General features: G+C 62.4%; 14 protein-coding genes, 2 tRNA genes and 3 pseudogenes. 5 read left to right on the forward strand and 14 right to left on the reverse strand.

What is annotated here, in order from left to right; all coding sequences use genetic code 11:
• Positions 1-546 (reverse strand): annotated as a pseudogene (locus ASF49_RS12340) (IS5 family transposase); the annotation flags it as partial.
• 350 nt (positions 547-896) lie between these two features.
• On the opposite strand from ASF49_RS12340, the gene ASF49_RS12345 reads away from it, so the two are divergent.
• The 3 genes from ASF49_RS12345 to ASF49_RS23665 all read left to right on the forward strand — a co-directional run bounded on the left by ASF49_RS12345 (position 897) and on the right by ASF49_RS23665 (position 4,279).
• On the forward strand, positions 897-1,148 hold the full coding sequence (locus tag ASF49_RS12345; protein ID WP_056473119.1) for an acyl carrier protein: 252 nt from the start codon (positions 897-899) through the stop codon (positions 1,146-1,148).
• Positions 1,145-3,034 (forward strand): HAD-IIIC family phosphatase, encoded by a 1,890-nt coding sequence (locus ASF49_RS12350; protein ID WP_056473122.1) that lies wholly within the window; start codon positions 1,145-1,147, stop codon positions 3,032-3,034. Before ASF49_RS12345 ends, ASF49_RS12350 begins: the two co-directional genes overlap by 4 nt.
• A 69-nt stretch (positions 3,035-3,103) precedes the next feature.
• Positions 3,104-4,279, forward strand: coding sequence for a hypothetical protein (locus tag ASF49_RS23665; protein WP_156652994.1), 1,176 nt, complete (start codon positions 3,104-3,106; stop codon positions 4,277-4,279).
• A 392-nt stretch (positions 4,280-4,671) separates the two neighbouring features.
• On the opposite strand, the gene ASF49_RS12360 is transcribed toward ASF49_RS23665, so the two are convergent.
• The 3 genes and pseudogenes from ASF49_RS12360 to ASF49_RS24465 form a co-directional block, all read right to left on the reverse strand.
• Positions 4,672-5,553 carry a class I SAM-dependent methyltransferase gene (locus ASF49_RS12360; protein ID WP_162240974.1) on the reverse strand — a complete coding sequence of 294 codons (882 nt, stop codon included), beginning with the start codon at positions 5,551-5,553 and terminating at the stop codon, positions 4,672-4,674.
• A 239-nt stretch (positions 5,554-5,792) separates the two neighbouring features.
• Positions 5,793-6,899: a hypothetical protein gene (locus ASF49_RS12365; RefSeq protein ID WP_056473132.1), complete on the reverse strand. Its 1,107-nt coding sequence runs from the start codon at positions 6,897-6,899 to the stop codon at positions 5,793-5,795.
• Between the two features lie 285 nt (positions 6,900-7,184).
• Positions 7,185-7,403: pseudogene (locus ASF49_RS24465) on the reverse strand (hypothetical protein); the annotation flags it as partial.
• Positions 7,404-7,508: 105 nt separating this feature from the next.
• Between ASF49_RS24465 and ASF49_RS12370 the strand changes: the two are divergent.
• A pseudogene (locus tag ASF49_RS12370) lies at positions 7,509-7,977 on the forward strand (DUF4113 domain-containing protein); the annotation flags it as partial.
• Between the two features lie 237 nt (positions 7,978-8,214).
• Here ASF49_RS12370 and ASF49_RS12375 read toward each other — a convergent pair.
• The 10 genes from ASF49_RS12375 to ASF49_RS12415 form a co-directional block, all read right to left on the reverse strand.
• Positions 8,215-8,433: a hypothetical protein gene (locus ASF49_RS12375; protein ID WP_056473135.1), complete on the reverse strand. Its 219-nt coding sequence runs from the start codon at positions 8,431-8,433 to the stop codon at positions 8,215-8,217.
• Positions 8,434-8,571: 138 nt separating this feature from the next.
• Positions 8,572-8,781: a hypothetical protein gene (locus ASF49_RS24470; protein WP_243214913.1), complete on the reverse strand. Its 210-nt coding sequence runs from the start codon at positions 8,779-8,781 to the stop codon at positions 8,572-8,574.
• 121 nt (positions 8,782-8,902) lie between these two features.
• Positions 8,903-9,190, reverse strand: coding sequence for a hypothetical protein (locus ASF49_RS12385; RefSeq protein ID WP_056473137.1), 288 nt, complete (start codon positions 9,188-9,190; stop codon positions 8,903-8,905).
• Between the two features lie 8 nt (positions 9,191-9,198).
• Positions 9,199-9,381: a hypothetical protein gene (locus tag ASF49_RS12390; protein WP_056473140.1), complete on the reverse strand. Its 183-nt coding sequence runs from the start codon at positions 9,379-9,381 to the stop codon at positions 9,199-9,201.
• 135 nt (positions 9,382-9,516) lie between these two features.
• On the reverse strand, positions 9,517-9,648 hold the full coding sequence (locus ASF49_RS24730) for a hypothetical protein (protein WP_272481507.1): 132 nt from the start codon (positions 9,646-9,648) through the stop codon (positions 9,517-9,519).
• Between the two features lie 72 nt (positions 9,649-9,720).
• The gene (locus tag ASF49_RS23085; protein ID WP_082511210.1) at positions 9,721-9,966 is read right to left on the reverse strand and encodes a hypothetical protein; all 246 of its coding nucleotides are present in this window, start codon (positions 9,964-9,966) and stop codon (positions 9,721-9,723) included.
• A 1,035-nt stretch (positions 9,967-11,001) separates the two neighbouring features.
• Positions 11,002-11,076, reverse strand: a tRNA-Thr gene (locus ASF49_RS12400).
• A gap of 172 nt (positions 11,077-11,248) precedes the next feature.
• The gene (locus ASF49_RS12405) at positions 11,249-11,707 is read right to left on the reverse strand and encodes an NUDIX hydrolase (protein ID WP_056473146.1); all 459 of its coding nucleotides are present in this window, start codon (positions 11,705-11,707) and stop codon (positions 11,249-11,251) included.
• 336 nt (positions 11,708-12,043) lie between these two features.
• Complete coding sequence (locus ASF49_RS12410) at positions 12,044-12,511, reverse strand: MarR family winged helix-turn-helix transcriptional regulator (protein WP_056473148.1); 468 nt, start codon at positions 12,509-12,511, stop codon at positions 12,044-12,046.
• Between the two features lie 213 nt (positions 12,512-12,724).
• Positions 12,725-13,804 (reverse strand): HD-GYP domain-containing protein, encoded by a 1,080-nt coding sequence (locus tag ASF49_RS12415; RefSeq protein WP_056473150.1) that lies wholly within the window; start codon positions 13,802-13,804, stop codon positions 12,725-12,727.
• 231 nt (positions 13,805-14,035) lie between these two features.
• On the opposite strand from ASF49_RS12415, the gene ASF49_RS12420 reads away from it, so the two are divergent.
• Positions 14,036-14,125 (forward strand) — tRNA-Ser (locus ASF49_RS12420).
• Positions 14,126-14,494 lie beyond the last annotated feature (369 nt).

Genomic DNA, 14,494 nt, shown 5'->3' on the forward strand with positions numbered 1-14,494 from the left:
AAAAGGCGTGGCTGGTGTAGCCCCGATCCCCGACGACCCACTTGGGCACGCCGGGCAGGTGATCGAGCAGCGGAACCGCATGGGGCAGTTCATGGGCCTGACCGGGCGCCAGCCGGAAGGCGATGGCGCGGCCCTGCCCGTCGGCGATCACGCAAGCCTTGGTGCCATAGCCGCCACGTGAGCGGCCAAGAGCTTCACGAGCGTCTCGCTCGGCCGCAGATCCCCCCTTTTGGCGGCCCCCGCCGCCTTTTGGTGCGCTCGCACGTTCGTGCCGTCCAGGAACACCATSCCGAGTTGGACGCCGCGTTCTTGCACGAGGTGAAGCAGCCGCTCCCAGACGCCGGCACGGGACCAGCGGATGAAGATCTGCGCCGCGCGCCACCACGGACCGAGATCCTCCGGAATGGCCCGCCATTTGGCCCCGTTCTGATGCCGCCAGAGGATGGCCGAGAGCGTGCGCTGCAGATCCTGCGGAGGCGTCTTGGCCTTGGGCCGGCAGGCCTCCACCAAGGGCTCCAGTTCAGACCATTGCGTGTCACTCAGCATCGTCCCTCCTGCCTCAGAGAGATGAAAACGCAAGCCCAGCCAATCCGTTCAGGCGACGACAGACCCTAGACGCCGTCGCAATGTGGCTCGGAGGAGCAAAAATAATTGACTGCGGCTCTCTAGCTTAATCAACAGCACCTTGCTCAAAAATTGGTCTCGAACCAGCAAGCTTGGCGTTCTCGTTCCGTATCCCTGCTGGATAATCCAGAGTGCTCGTATCCGATCCAAGGGAGATTCAAAGCGGTATCTTTGCCGGCGGATCCGACGTGACGAATCGGCAGCTAGTGGCTGGGATTTGTCAGAGAGAGTGATATGAGAGCGAGAGAAGCAATCGATCCTCGTGGAATGACATGCAACCGGATGCGATCTATCCTCAGCTCGGCGAAATCTTCCGTGAGGTATTCGCCGACCCTTCCCTAGTGATCACGCCAGACACCAAATCTAGCGACATCAGTGGTTGGGACTCTGGGCGCATGATCGAACTGATCGTCGCGGCCGAGACTGAGTTCGGCATCCGCTTCACCACTCGTGACGTCGACGGTATGGCAAAGGTCGCCGATTTTGTGAGGCTCATCGCACAGAAGACCGGAAGCGCTCCGTGACGTCCAGTTCGCTCGACTGGCTTCCGCCCTGCGAGGGTGGGAAAGAGGCGGTCGCTCGGATCGAGTCCGATGCGGATCCCTGGAGCAGGCTCGTTGCCCTCGCGAACACCCGACTCAGCGCTTTACAAACAAATCAGATCGACCGAATCCGAGCCAGGGTCTTTCCGCACGTTCGGCCCGGTTCACTCACGACGCGGCCGCTGCGTCTCGCCGTCCTCTCATCGTCGACGGTGTCCCACCTCCTGCCGGCGATCCGCGTAGGCGCCCTTCGCCGAGGCATCTGGGTCGAAACCTACGAGGCCGCATTCGGCGCCTACCACCAGGAGCTTCTCGACCCGGCGTCTGCCTTGTACGCTTTCGCCCCGGACGTCGTGCTCTTCAGCTTCGACGCCCAGCACTTGGTTGGCGCACTTCCGGTGAGCGCATCCTGGGAGACCGCGGACGCTTTCCACGCGCAAACGCTGGAACGACTGCGTGCCCTCTGGGCATTGGTACAGGATCGTTTCTCAGGGCTCGTCCTTCAGCAGACCATCATGCCCGTCGCTCTGCCCTTAGTCGGCGGTAACGAGCATCACCTCGCGGGGTCATCCCACCACGCGATCGCCCGACTGAACGTCGCGCTCCGCGACACCGCGCGTGCCGCGCGCGTCGCTCTCGTTGCGGTGGACGATCAGGTTGTTCGGCAGGGACTCCACGGCTGGTACGATCCGGTCTGGTGGTTTCGTGCCAAGCAAGAAATCGCTCCTCAAGCGGCTCCCCTATACGGTGACCTCGTCGCTCGCGCGATGGCCGCGGATCAGGGACTTTCGAAAAAGTGTCTTGTGCTCGATCTGGACAACACCCTGTGGGGCGGGGTTGTCGGAGACGACGGCCTTGGTGGGATCGTTCTCGGACAGGGAAGCGCTGAGGGCGAAGCCTATGTGAACTTCCAGGCTTATGCGCGGGATTTATCCATGCGCGGGATCATCCTCGCCATCGTGTCGAAGAACGACGAGGCGAATGCCCTTGCGGTCTTCCGGGATCACCCCGAGATGGTCCTCCGGCGGGAGGATATCGCGGTGTTCTTCGCCAACTGGGACGACAAGGCCCAAAATCTCCGCCGCGTGGCTTCAGCCCTCGGTATCGGTCTCGATGCGCTGGTCTTCGTCGACGACAATCCTTTCGAGCGCGAACTGGTCCGTGCGGAATTGCCGATGGTTGCCGTCCCCGAACTGCCGGAAGACCCCGCCCTCTACGCGCCACTGATCGCATCGGCGGGATATTTCGAGGCCCTGTCGGTGACGGCCGAAGACCGCGCCAGGGCGTCCTACTACAGGAGCAATACCGAACGGAGCGCCGACGTGGCGCAGGCGGCCAACCTACCCGCCTATCTTGCCAGCCTCGCCATGACGTTGTCCTGGCGGCTGTTCGATGATGTTGGGCTCAACCGGATCGTACAGCTGATCAATAAGACCAATCAGTTCAATCTGACGACCCGGCGTACGACCGACGCCGAAGCCCGCATGCTGATGGATGACCCGGAGGTCATCGGGTTGCAGTTTCGTCTGGTGGACCGCTTCGGGGACAATGGAATGATCGGGGTCATCGTGGCGCGTCGGAGTGCGTCAGACACCCTTACGATTGAGAACTGGCTCATGAGCTGCCGAGTGCTCGGACGCCGGGTCGAGGCGGCGATGCTCGAGGTCCTGGTGCAGGTGGCGATCAAGCAGGGCATCCGACACCTGATCGGCTGTTATCGCCCGAGCGCGAAGAACGGCATCGTCGCAAAGCATTACGAGAACCTCGGCTTTACGGAGATCGCCGAAGCTCCGGACGGATCGCGGTATTGTCTCAACCTAGACAGCTATGTCCCGGAGGGTGGCCCGATTGAGATCGCCAGAGGATAGATAGTCCGACTATCGAAACCGTTTGTCCGACGCACAATCCCAAAGCTAGTGCCGTATGAGACCAGGTACATGTCGCAATACCTCAGGCACTTGAGAGCGATGGCTTCGGATCGACTGAACGCGCTACGCTTCGGCAACCAGCGGCACGATCCACGCCCCTCGGATCTTCTCAAACAATTTGAGAGCTTCGGCGACAACTGCGAATTCGGGCTTGTTCAACGCTACTGCGGCGCGGAGCCCCTTGGCCTACTGCGATTTGTTTTTTCGGATTTGGACAAGCTCATCCATGGGCTTGATACGGACTTCCAGGATTACGGCCAGAGTGGCGATCTCGAACTCCATACCGGCTCCGACGACGTGACCTATTGCCGAAGCCGCCACTTCGGCTTTCCCTATATCGTTCACAGAACGGGCTCGGACGAAGGCCCGGATAAGATCATTCGGAGAGAATACAAAAAAGTCGCTTATCTCAAGAGAAGGTTGCTGGAGGATCTCGCCAGCGGCAATAAGATCGTCGTGCGAAAAGGCGATCCAGCGAACACTGGCCAGGCTAGGGAACGCCTCATCCGGGCGCTCCGCCGCCATGGCCGGACCACGCTCCTGCACGTGACGGCCTCCGAAGCAGAGGTCACCCCCGGGCACGTGGAATGGGAAGGCGACGGGCTTCTGCATGGCGTGGTTCGGCGCTTTGCCCCCTATGAGCGAGCCGCGGACTTGGATCTTCGATCCTGGCTGCTGATCTGCACGAATGCCGATCGGCTCATCCGCGGCCTGGAGCCGGTGAGCGCACTTCCGAAGCCGCCGAACTTGCTGCCTTGGAGGCATCGTCGCGCCCGGGTTCATCGGGGCGGCAGCGGTGCTTCGGTACCTGGAAACGCCCAGGTTGGCCTTGAGGTCTTCGGCTACCAGCACGCGGTTGGCACCTTCGATCGAGAGGAGGTCTATGTTCTTTCGGCGTGGATCTGGATCCCAATTGGTTTTGAAGGAAGCGAGGTTCGGCCTGCTATTGGACACCTGCGTCTGTCCTGGCGCTACGCGGACCTATTGATCCGAGATGCTTGGCAATTTGTCTGGGTATCGGCGCTCATTCCAAAACCGTTCGACAAGATTTTTGTCGGCTTGGTCGTGGTCGGTGCAGGTGAGGAGGGAGTTCGATCAGTAAATTGGCGTTTTGAGATGAGCCCTGCGCCCTTTATGTCCGATGCGCCAGCTATCCTTCGAAACTCAGACCGAGAATGCGCTTAGGCTATCTCCAATCTCAAGCCTCCGAGCCCGTTTTTAAGAAATAGGAATTGCCGCTCCTCTGTTCCGACATAGCAGACTAAGATTATTAAGTGAGATTAACAGGTAATTTTCGGTATTTATCTGTGGTATGCATAACATCGGATAAGCCGAAATAAGCGGGTCTTAAGGGTCTCGTCCTATTGACATGTGACGGCATCAAATTTGGCAAAGAGGACAGCGAATGGTAACACCTAGAGGGTAAGCTTTGACCGGCAATGACATCCTCAGCCGAACAAAGCGGGAAAGCATGACGGCTGAGGCTCCTCTACGCCTTTCGTCCAAGCTTACAACATGCCCGTTCGACCTCGTCGGCCTGCCTTGGCAGCAGGCGCGCGACCTCGCGATGCGGCAAGTCAGATTCTCTGTAGAAGTAGGGCGTCCTGCGATTGTCCATAGCTCATCTCCTTGTAGCCGAGGATCGCACAATCGGCTCGGCTCTGGATCTCACCCATGATCCACGCTGGAGAGGAATAGGATCCGCCGTAGCTCTGCTTGTAGGTCTCGGTCCAACTCGGCATCGCGAAGTATCCGAAGCCTGCCTCTACGAAGTCGCGCTTGATGGCGGTCTCGGGGTCGATGTTGAGCGACGGTCTGCGCTTCAGCGTCTTAAAATGCTTCAGAAAGGCGTCCTTATTCTCCAGAAGTCGCGCTAAGGCTGTGGGTTCCAGAGAGTGGCTGGCCATGCCGCGACCATGCAGGGTCAGGACAGCGATACCTTTCGGCTTGAGAGCGGCAACGAAGTAATCCAGCGCGCGCCTGAACATTTCGATGTCGAAATGGGTCAGTAACGATCCGGAGAAGATTAGGTCGAACGATTGAGATGGATGGCTCATGTAGTCGGTTGGGAAAGCGAAAGGGGTTGCCTTGAACTGCTCGGCGACAGCGGATTCCTTGACCTTGTCGATGTCGGCGACGAACAGATTGCTTTCTGGGAAAAACGGGCGCAGGTGCCGGGTCACCCGTCCGCCGCCGCAGGGCAGGTCGAGAACATCTTCGAAGTCCGTCCGCCCAGAGGCGACCATCGCCTCAGTGATGATCTGCAGGGCGGAGCGGCCCACATGCCTGTAGGTCGCGAGGTCGCCGTCCGCCCTATCGAACATGTCGTCGTGTTCGTTAACGTGTTCGTCGAGGTCGGACGCTTCGTACCTGTCCCATCGCAACGCCAAGGCGCGAAGGGTTGTGCTCGTCGCGAGCCAGTCCTGAGCCGGTGGCGAGGGCCAGAGATGAACCTCCACGCGCTTATTCCTCGTCCGCAGAAAACGCATCATGGTTTCAGTATTCCTGTCTGCTCATCAATGATGCCCGTAAGGACGCTTGGCCGCGAGGCGTCTTTCCAAAGGCATCTGGCTTTCACGTTCGGGTTCGCCCCCGCGGGCGGGACTACGGCGCACACACCGGCCTCAACGGACGTTCGGGATTAGATGAATTGGCCCCAGGCAAGCTCCAGACGGCGGTGATCCCGCGCGGCGCGGCGCTACCGGGCCGGCTGGGGCGGGGCCGGTGGGGCTCGGTCGCTCGGCAGGGGCCCGGTCTCGAGCCGCCAGTCCGCAGACCAAAGCGCTTGGTTCACTGCTGTTTCGCAGATGAGGAGAATCTCCACCTCTTTGTCCCGCTTTCGCGGCTTGCATGAGGCCCAGACAAGTTGCCACTGCTCACGGATCGACGGGTCTGCTTCCTGATAGCCGTACCGGATGGGACGAAAGTCTGCGCCGACGCGTACGCCGTCAAAGTCCTTCGTAAGCCAGACCCAGGCCGAGAAGGTGTGCATCGCACTCGTCGTCAGGTCCCGCGCGACCCGCGCGGCGACGATCCTGCCTTCCGGTCCCGCCTCATGCCGAACCGGCTCCCTGGGCAGGCCGTTCGACAGGTCGAGCGGCTCAGGATCCTCGAGCTTCGGATTGGCCTCGCCGTGCAGCAAGGCGTAGGCCCTGCCGCACAAGTCGATCCAGTCGCGAAGCGGCACCGATGCGGCGATGTCGAAGCGTCGTGACCGTTCCATAAAACCCTCGACCACCCCGTCTGCGATCTGGCGCGCATCGCATGCCGCGTGGGCACCGCCTGCCTCGCTCACCCACAGCAGCCGCGCTGGTCCATGGCGCCGCAGTGCCTGCACGAGGATGCCGACTGAGTCGCCCGAAGGATTGCCGCTGCGCACGAAAACCTTGTTCCCCTCGCGCAACTCCTCGAGGAAACGACGCTTCAGGTAGTCGACTTTTTGATATTCCTGAGCCAGTGCCGCCTCAAAATCCGTCGCCGCCGATAGTCGTAGCGTGTTGTAGGTGTAGCTGAAGGATCGGCTCCGGCAAAAGATATGGCCTTCGGGGCCGTCGAACAGCTCAAGGTCGCCCATCCGGCCGTAATCAGCAAAGTCCGTGTCGAGGCCTCGAATGAGCTCTGGCAGCTCCGAAGACGTGAATCGGAACAGGCCTAGGGGTTCCAGGCCGGAATAACGCTGTGCCAGTCCAAATTCACAGTTACCGCCCAGGCTTTCGAACTGCGAGAGGATCTGCTCCCGACCCTGATAGACTGGCGTTTCGGGCGAAAATATTCCCTGAAGTAACGCGTTCAATCTGCCGCTCATACAAGGCTCCGATACCTGATCAAGTTCGGTATTCAATTTAGAGTTGCGCACACGATGTCGAATTGCCCGTATGATCGACCTGGGCAATCAGAACGGTGTGCCCCCAATCAGTGGCCGAAATTTAAAGTTAATGCATCGCCGGTTTGGAGTTGGCCTCGTCGGTGGTCGACAACTTACGCAAGCTATCAAGCTGCGACAGCTTGATTGGCGAAAGCTCGGTGCGTCAAGCCGTCCAGTGCTGTAAAGGGGGTAATCCTCGCTGTATGGGCGTACAGTGAACTCGAATCAGAGACGTGGAACGACCTCTGCGGTTCTATCTTCATGCTTTGTTCGCCAGGGAGGTCCGAAGACAATCCTGAGCATGTGGGTCTGATCGCGGACGATCCACGTGCCAGCAAAGCCGAGGCCCTCGCGCAGCCACAGTATCGCTTCGAAGCCGCAAATCGCACGGCGCGCAATTTTAAATGAGCGCAAGCCGGGGCCGGCGCATCTGCGGAAGTGATCCTGAATGTATGATCAAGCTCCGCTGTCCGCATCGTTCAATATACCCGACGCATAGCATACGACGGTGGAATGGGCGGCACCTAAATTAAGGCCGTCCCTATGGGGGCTGGGGCCGCCCATGCGACGCGGCTCGGCGAGAAGCTCTGGCGCGTCGGCCTTGGGACCACGCATGTTTCGGTTTTCTACCACACGAGCGAGCATGACCGCGGCGACCCGATGCGCTCGGTCTCGACGACCGTAACGCTACCGGAGGCCACGAACGACACGATGGCGCTGATCAAGGCAGCGCAGGCTGGCGTGGCGCGAACCTGGCGCGAGGCGCCTGGCGACCGGCCGTGGCGCTACAGCAAGGCCGGCGTCGTCACGACCGACCTGACGCTGCTTGAGGACGCACCGCGAGCGCAGCGCGCCGCTGATGGCGGCCATGAACGCCTGCAACGCGCGCTTCGGTCGGGGCGCCGTCGTGCCGGCCCGGGCGGGGCTCACCGAGAAGCGGACCTGGTCGACGAAGTTCGAGATGCGCAGCCCGCGCTATACCACGCAGGTGACGGAGCTCCCGACAGCGCACGCTTAAGCCGCTCCAGCCATCCCAGCCGCATAAGCCTTCAGGACCACTTGGCTCGCGCTGACGGATCGGCCTTCCATCTCGAATGCCGGTACTTCAGCGTCGGCAAGAAGATTGATTGGGGCTCCCTGCTCGAGGAGGTAACGGAACGCTCGCCTTAACAGGGCCTCGTCCACTTCGCTGTCAGTCATCGTCATACCCGTTCAGACTGGACCTGTAGGATCGCGGTGCGGACAACCGCTCGTCTCACATGCTGCTATCTGGAATGTCCCTGCCCTCGTCGTTGGGGGCAAAAGCTTCCTCGCCTTCCCACGGTAGGCTCTGCCAGGGCGGCTGACCGCCACGAAGCTCGTAGTCCTCACGCGACAGCGTAAGTTGGCCATGCTCGCCGTCTTCCGCGCAGATGTGCGCTGGCTGGGGCTGCTTGGGCAGGCAGAGGTAGAGGCCCTTGAACGAGGTCGCCATGTGATGGGCCCTTCGGTTCGCCTACTGGCCTGAGCCAGATAGGGCTAGGCCTTGCTCAGGTAGCGGCGTTATGGCCACGGAGCCATCGGCTCGGTTGAGAGCGGTGATGCGAGGTCCCCGGATCTCCGAGTTCTGCTCCTATGCGTCTAGAACGGCGTTGGCGGCGTCGATGATGTCTCGGGGCGTGCCGCCCGGGACCTCTGGTCTGATGCCCTCAACCAGACGGGTCAGGATGGTCTGTTCCAGCTGCGGGGGGATCTCACCCTCGGCTTGGCGCATGTAAGCGGCATACACGTTTTCGGCGATCGTGCGGGCTACCCGGTCGACGTCTGGTGTGTCCTGTTCCATCGCTCCCCCATCCGCTGCTTACATGCCTATGGAGTTAATCGGCTTGAACGCTTTGCGTTCTGCCTTTCCTGGCTGAAGCCTTAGGTAACTTGCCATTCTGCTCGATGAAGATAACGGCAGCCTACTGACCGGAGCCTGATGGTGGCAGGCCTTGCTCAGGAGTAGGCACAACGCCCAGTCCGCCAGCAGCGTCCGGCGGCGCGGCGCCGAGGCGCCGCAGCAGCGCTTCGTAGGTCTGTGCGGCCGGCGAGTGCGGTTGAAGCTCGTTCGTGCTGTCCAAGAGCTGTCGGACGTCATCCACGAAAAGGCGCTTGGCCTCGTCGCCCTTTGGGACCGTTTCGAACAGCCGGCTGATTGCGAGCTCATAGAGACCTATCAAGATCCCGAGCTTTTGGGTGTCTTCAGGCATCGCACACCTTATCCTTTCTGCTCGGCCAAGCGCGCAAGCCGTGCCGCCTTGAGGCGCTCCGTCTTCTCGTCTTGAGCCTTGCCAGCATCATGAACGTCGGCCCAGGCTTCCTGCGCCACACGCTCGCGTTCGATCCCCTTAGCGGCCTTCGTCTCGTTGCGGTCAATTATGTGGCTCGGCTTCTTAGGCATAGGCACTTCCCGTCGGTGATCATGGAGACCCAAGGCGTCGCGGGCGGAGGCCCGCCGATCAACGAAGGCTGCCGTTAAGGACGATCGCCTCCGCAGAGGAACACGCCTACTCTGATAGAGCTTCCTCTGGGTATGTCAGATCTGGAAGCGCTCATCGAACGCCTGCGAGCTGAACAGCACTTCCTGGTTCTGGAAGCGGAGGCGAATGGCCCACTCCCAAGCAAGAGCGTCCTGCAGAGGATCGCTGACTTCGAGACCAAGATCCATTCGGTCGAAGCCCTGATTGAGGATCGCTAGGTCTCGGGCCCATGTCGAGCACCTGGGCTGGAAGCGAAGGCGCTATCCTTCAGCCTTGTCGCTCTGGCCCTTCTTTGCGCCACCCATCGGATCGGTCTCGTCTTCACCAGCCTCGTCAGGATCGGTTCGGCCTTGTGGCGTGAGGCGTGGCGCAGCGATGTCATCCTCGTTGACCTCGATGGAAGGTGTGCCACCGTTCTCCTTCGCTCCTGCATGCATGCGCAGGCGCGCGGCATCGTAGGATGAAGCGGCCAGGGTTTCGGTCGTCGTAAAAGTTTCGCCGGGCATCGATGTCTCTCCTCTTGGGAGGTCAACGACCCTCGCGAAGCGGGGTTCGAACGATCTGAGACTTCGGCCAGGGATGAGAGATCACCGCGAACTCGCTAAGCGCCTCGCTCCCTTGCCCGGTTCATCACCCTCAGGCGCAGCGGCCGCCCCGCGACAGCGCCACCCAGGCCATCTGTGATCGAGAGCGGGAAGCAGCGCGCGACGCTGCTGAGCACGCCCGCAAGGAACTCCTTCTGAGCAGCGTCGTCACCCACGAGCTTCGAATGCGTGATCCGCGGCTGCCCCTGCAGGCTGCCATCACGCTTGATGCTGAATAGGACCGTGACCTCTGAACCAACGGACCCGGCCGGACCGCTGACTGACTGCGAACAAGACCCCAGCCGCTGCCAGAGCCCCGCCAACGTCGATGCCGGCTCCGCGTGGGCGCTGGGAGCGGCCGCGCAGGCGATCAGCAGGGCAAGCATCAGAGGGCGCATTGGATCTGCCGCCGATCAACGAGCCTGTGGCTTGGATGGCTGAACCTCACGGAGGGCTTCTCCGAGATCGTCGTCCTCATCGGCGTCGGGCTCCTCGGTCGAGTACCCATCCCTGTCCGGAGCCGACAGTTCTCTCTGACCGCGCGGCTTCCCATCTAGGCCGAGATCGCGCTCGCGCTTGGTACGAGGAGCTACCTTCGTGCTCGGATCATCTGGTGCGGGCTGTAGGCTCTGCGCGCCCGCCTGCGCCACCATGAGCAAGCTAATAGCTGCCAGCGATAGGACGGCGAGTTTCATCGGAACGCTCCGAGGCCGGGGGCGGGCCCAGGGATAGTCCTACACCCTGCCTCGCTGCGTGTCCGCTTTGCTGACGGCTGCTGCGGGGGGGAGGGGGCTTCGAGCAGGCAACAGCGGGTTCGTACGGGGTGTGTGGTCGGTTGCCGCAGGCAAGCCGATCAGCGCCTCGAAATTGTGCTGCCCGCGTGCTGCCCACGATAATCCGGGGCTGGCCGGCGGTTCGCACCACCGTCCCTAAGTCTATGACATTATGAAGGGAAAGTGGTGCTGCTGGACAGGATTGAACTGTCGACCTCCTCATTACCAATGAGGTGCTCTACCACTGAGCTACAGCAGCCAAATGTCCTGGGTTGCGGCAAGGGCCTTGCGAACCGGACGGACGGGCAATTAGCCGATCATCACTCCCTTGGCAATCGCATCGCAGCGGATTGTATCGGTTTCTGGTGGGCCGGTGACCGAATTCCCAAGCGACTGCAGGGCGGAGCAGCGCGGGAGACTCGCCGCATGCCCTATGCGAGGGCGCCGGTTTCGCGCTTGCAGGCGGCCCGGATGATCGCAGCGAGACCCGCCTCCGCCACGGCGTCGGCCGCCTCGGAGGGTTTGAACCAGCGGTCCTCGCGCTGATGGCGCTCCGGCCAGTGCTTGAGCTGCTTGCGCACCTCGAGAGGGAACACCTTCACTTGGCACAGGACCGCATCCCGGCTCTTCAGACGCTTTTCGTAGAGGTAGAAACCGAGCGGGCGCTTACCGACGCTTCCGAGGAGGCCTGCTTCCTCGTAGGCCTCGCGGGCGGCCGCGTCGTAGGGTTTGCGCCCCTTCATCGGCCAGCCCTTCGGGATCACCCAGCGACGGCTCTCGCGCGATGTGATGAGCATGACCATGAAGCTGCCATCGGGCATCCGCCGGAAGGGCAGCACCCCAACCTGCCGTCGCGGGGCCAGATCCGCGTCGCCCGCATGCGCACTCATCGGTCGAAAACGCGGCACGTCCCGGCAAGTTCGACTGCAACGCGTCCGCCGCCGGAGCCGCCGCCGACCCGCCGGGCGTGCGAACGGGAGACCGATGCCAGGCTCGGGAACCCCGTCGCGATGGTCGACTGGACCGGTCGATGGTCATTCACGATAGGCTCAATCCCACACAGGTGTGAACGCGGGCACGTCCGCGTCGATGCACGTCCGGCAGGGTCCGCCTTAGCGGGAGCAGCCTGCCCGACACAAGGGAAACTTACCCGGCAAAGTTTCTCGCTGGCGTCGCCGCTGCTGAGGCTTGCCGGAGGAACCATTGGGACGGCCTGCGGCAGCGCCTCATCCGGCCGCGCTGAGGTTCTCGATCAGGGCATTCAGATCGGCCCGCATGGCCTGGACCTCCGGCTCCGACATGTTGAGCTGGCACATCACGGACTCTCGCACGGCGGTCGCCTCGGTCCGCAGGCTCTGCCCATGCGGTGTCAGTGCGATCTCCACCTCGCGCTCGTCGGAGCGCCGGCGGCTGCGGACGAGGAAGCCGGCAGCCTCCAGGCGCTTCAGCACCGGGGTCAAGGTGCCGGAATCGAGGCGCAGGCGCCGTCCGATCTCCGAGACCGTGATCCCATCCGTTTCCCAGAGCACCAGAAGCACCAGGTACTGCGGATAGGTCAGCCCCATGCGCTCCAGCATCGGGCGGTAGGACTTCGTCATCCGGTGAGCGGCCGCGTAGAGGGCGTAGCAGAGTTGATTGTCGAGGAGCAGCGGATCGGTGAGGGGCGCGGTTGCCTTACGGGGAGCGTCGATCATGCATGCCATGCCACTGAATTCCCGAAGCCCGCGACCCCAGCATCCCGGGGACGAGGGGGAACGCTCCAGGAGACAATCGAGGATAGCGGACGTAGATGGCTCTAGTATATGCCTGTTTCGCCGCAGCGGTAACAGGATCACGGGCTTCCACGGGTCGCCGTCTCGTTCGATCGCGCGTGCGACGAGGCATGACCGCAGCGGCTCCCGGCGGATTCAGGCCGCGGCACTCTCCGGAGGATGCTCCGCGATCAGCACGACGATGTCGTTCCACCGCGAGACGAAGGCGGCGACGCAGTCGGGATCGAAATGGCTGCCCGCATGCGCCTCGATGTGATGGCGCGCCCGCTCGAGGGACCAAGCCTTCTTGTAGACCCGCTCGGAGATGAGGGCGTCGAACACGTCGGCCACCGCAATGATCCGGCCAGCCAGGGGAATTTCCGTGCGCCTCAAACCCTGAGGATAGCCGTTGCCGTCCCAGCGCTCGTGGTGGGTGAGGGCGATGTCGGAAGCAAGTTGCAGCAGGTGGGACGGGCTGTCGTTGAGCATGCGGTAGCCGCGCAGGGCATGCTGCTTCATCTCCTCGCGCTCGGGCTCGGAGAGGGCGCCCGGCTTCATCAGGATGTGGTCCGGGATGCTGATCTTGCCGATGTCGTGCATGGTCGAGGCGAACGCGATGTCGTTCGCCTCCTCCTCCGACAGACCGAGACCTTCGGCGATCGCGATCGCGCAGCCCGCGACGCGGGTGAGGTGACCCCCCGCCTGGTCGTCGCGAAACTCGGCAGCGAGCATCAGGCGGCGGATGATCTCGCGCTCGCGGGCGGCGGCCTCGACGACGGCCCGCTCGACGGTGCGGGCCACCAAGCGACCTTGATGCTCGGCGGCACGGCGGGCCAGGGAGAGTTCGAGCAGGTTTCCGGCACGGGTCCGCAGATCGAAGGCATCGACCGGATAGGCCATCACATCGGTGGCCCCCGCGGCGACGGCCGCGCGCCGGACCTGTGCCGCCTCCTCGGCCGCGACTAGCAGGATCGGAGTCCGAGCATGCTCGGCCAGGCCGCGTACGCGCTCGACCAGTGCCAGGACCGCGCGATGATCCTGTGCGCCCGCCTCGACCAGGATCAGGTCGCAGGCCTGAAGGGACGTCAGATCCTGCGCCAAGTCACGGGATAGATCCTGCGCCGGCCCGATGACCGGGCGGAGCACGCAGGCGAGAGGCGACAGGGCGCGCATGAGGTGCAGGGGAGCGGAGCCGGCCACGATGGCGATCAGGGCAATGCCGGCGTCCGGTGCCATCCTTCGGATTCCCGATTCTGGACCTCGTGCGACGCCGTCCGGCGCCGACGGATTTCGATTCCCACGCTTCGACTGTCCGCGCCTGCGGTTAAGCAAGACTGAAGGCCCGCGATCCTGAGGGCCGGCCTGCGGATGACTTTTGAGTCCGGGACCCGTTTTCCCGCGATCCGCCGCTTGTGAAAGCCGGAGCACTCGTGCTAGTCACCGCCCGTCTCATTGAGGCGCCTTCGCGGAGAGGTGGCAGAGCGGTTGAATGCACCGCACTCGAAATGCGGCATGCCTGCAAGGGCATCGGGGGTTCGAATCCCCCCCTCTCCGCCATTCGGCTCCGGCAAGTCGTTGTTTTAATTGCGTTAAAACAGTCGACCTAGTCTCACGCCCCAACATTTACCCCAACGCGCGACGTGGACCGCAGCGAACGCTGGCGGAGTTTGCTCGCGGCGCGTCAGGCGCGGCGAAGACGACCAGTCGCAGTCGATGAGCTTCTAGGAGGCTGCATGAGTGGCGCCTGGGAGAGGATTGGCATCTCAGGTTCTGGCACGCCAAGTTGCTGGACGATGCGCCATCTGAGAAGCGCCCTCCTCCCTTCAGTTGTCCGTCGTCAGATGATTTGGGACATTCAGCGGTGTTCAGGAGCGGAGGCTCTGGTCCATCTGGGGTGAGAGGTTAGGCGGCCTGCGCGTGGTGGCG

This window comes from Methylobacterium sp. Leaf104 (assembly GCF_001422885.1).
Taxonomy (GTDB): domain Bacteria; phylum Pseudomonadota; class Alphaproteobacteria; order Rhizobiales; family Beijerinckiaceae; genus Methylobacterium.

Bases quoted from the DNA above. Each gene is read 5' to 3' on its own strand.
- ASF49_RS12345 (WP_056473119.1), top strand. From the start codon at position 897: ATGCAACCGGATGCGATCTATCCTCAGCTCGGCGAAATCTTCCGTGAG.
- ASF49_RS23665 (WP_156652994.1), top strand. From the start codon at position 3,104: ATGTCGCAATACCTCAGGCACTTGAGAGCGATGGCTTCGGATCGACTG.
- ASF49_RS12365 (WP_056473132.1), bottom strand. From the start codon at position 6,899: ATGAGCGGCAGATTGAACGCGTTACTTCAGGGAATATTTTCGCCCGAA.
- ASF49_RS12375 (WP_056473135.1), bottom strand. From the start codon at position 8,433: ATGGCGACCTCGTTCAAGGGCCTCTACCTCTGCCTGCCCAAGCAGCCC.
- ASF49_RS24470 (WP_243214913.1), bottom strand. From the start codon at position 8,781: ATGGAACAGGACACACCAGACGTCGACCGGGTAGCCCGCACGATCGCC.
- ASF49_RS12385 (WP_056473137.1), bottom strand. From the start codon at position 9,190: ATGCCTGAAGACACCCAAAAGCTCGGGATCTTGATAGGTCTCTATGAG.
- ASF49_RS12390 (WP_056473140.1), bottom strand. From the start codon at position 9,381: ATGCCTAAGAAGCCGAGCCACATAATTGACCGCAACGAGACGAAGGCC.
- ASF49_RS24730 (WP_272481507.1), bottom strand. From the start codon at position 9,648: ATGGATCTTGGTCTCGAAGTCAGCGATCCTCTGCAGGACGCTCTTGCT.
- ASF49_RS23085 (WP_082511210.1), bottom strand. From the start codon at position 9,966: ATGCCCGGCGAAACTTTTACGACGACCGAAACCCTGGCCGCTTCATCC.
- ASF49_RS12405 (WP_056473146.1), bottom strand. From the start codon at position 11,707: ATGAGTGCGCATGCGGGCGACGCGGATCTGGCCCCGCGACGGCAGGTT.
- ASF49_RS12410 (WP_056473148.1), bottom strand. From the start codon at position 12,511: ATGATCGACGCTCCCCGTAAGGCAACCGCGCCCCTCACCGATCCGCTG.
- ASF49_RS12415 (WP_056473150.1), bottom strand. From the start codon at position 13,804: ATGGCACCGGACGCCGGCATTGCCCTGATCGCCATCGTGGCCGGCTCC.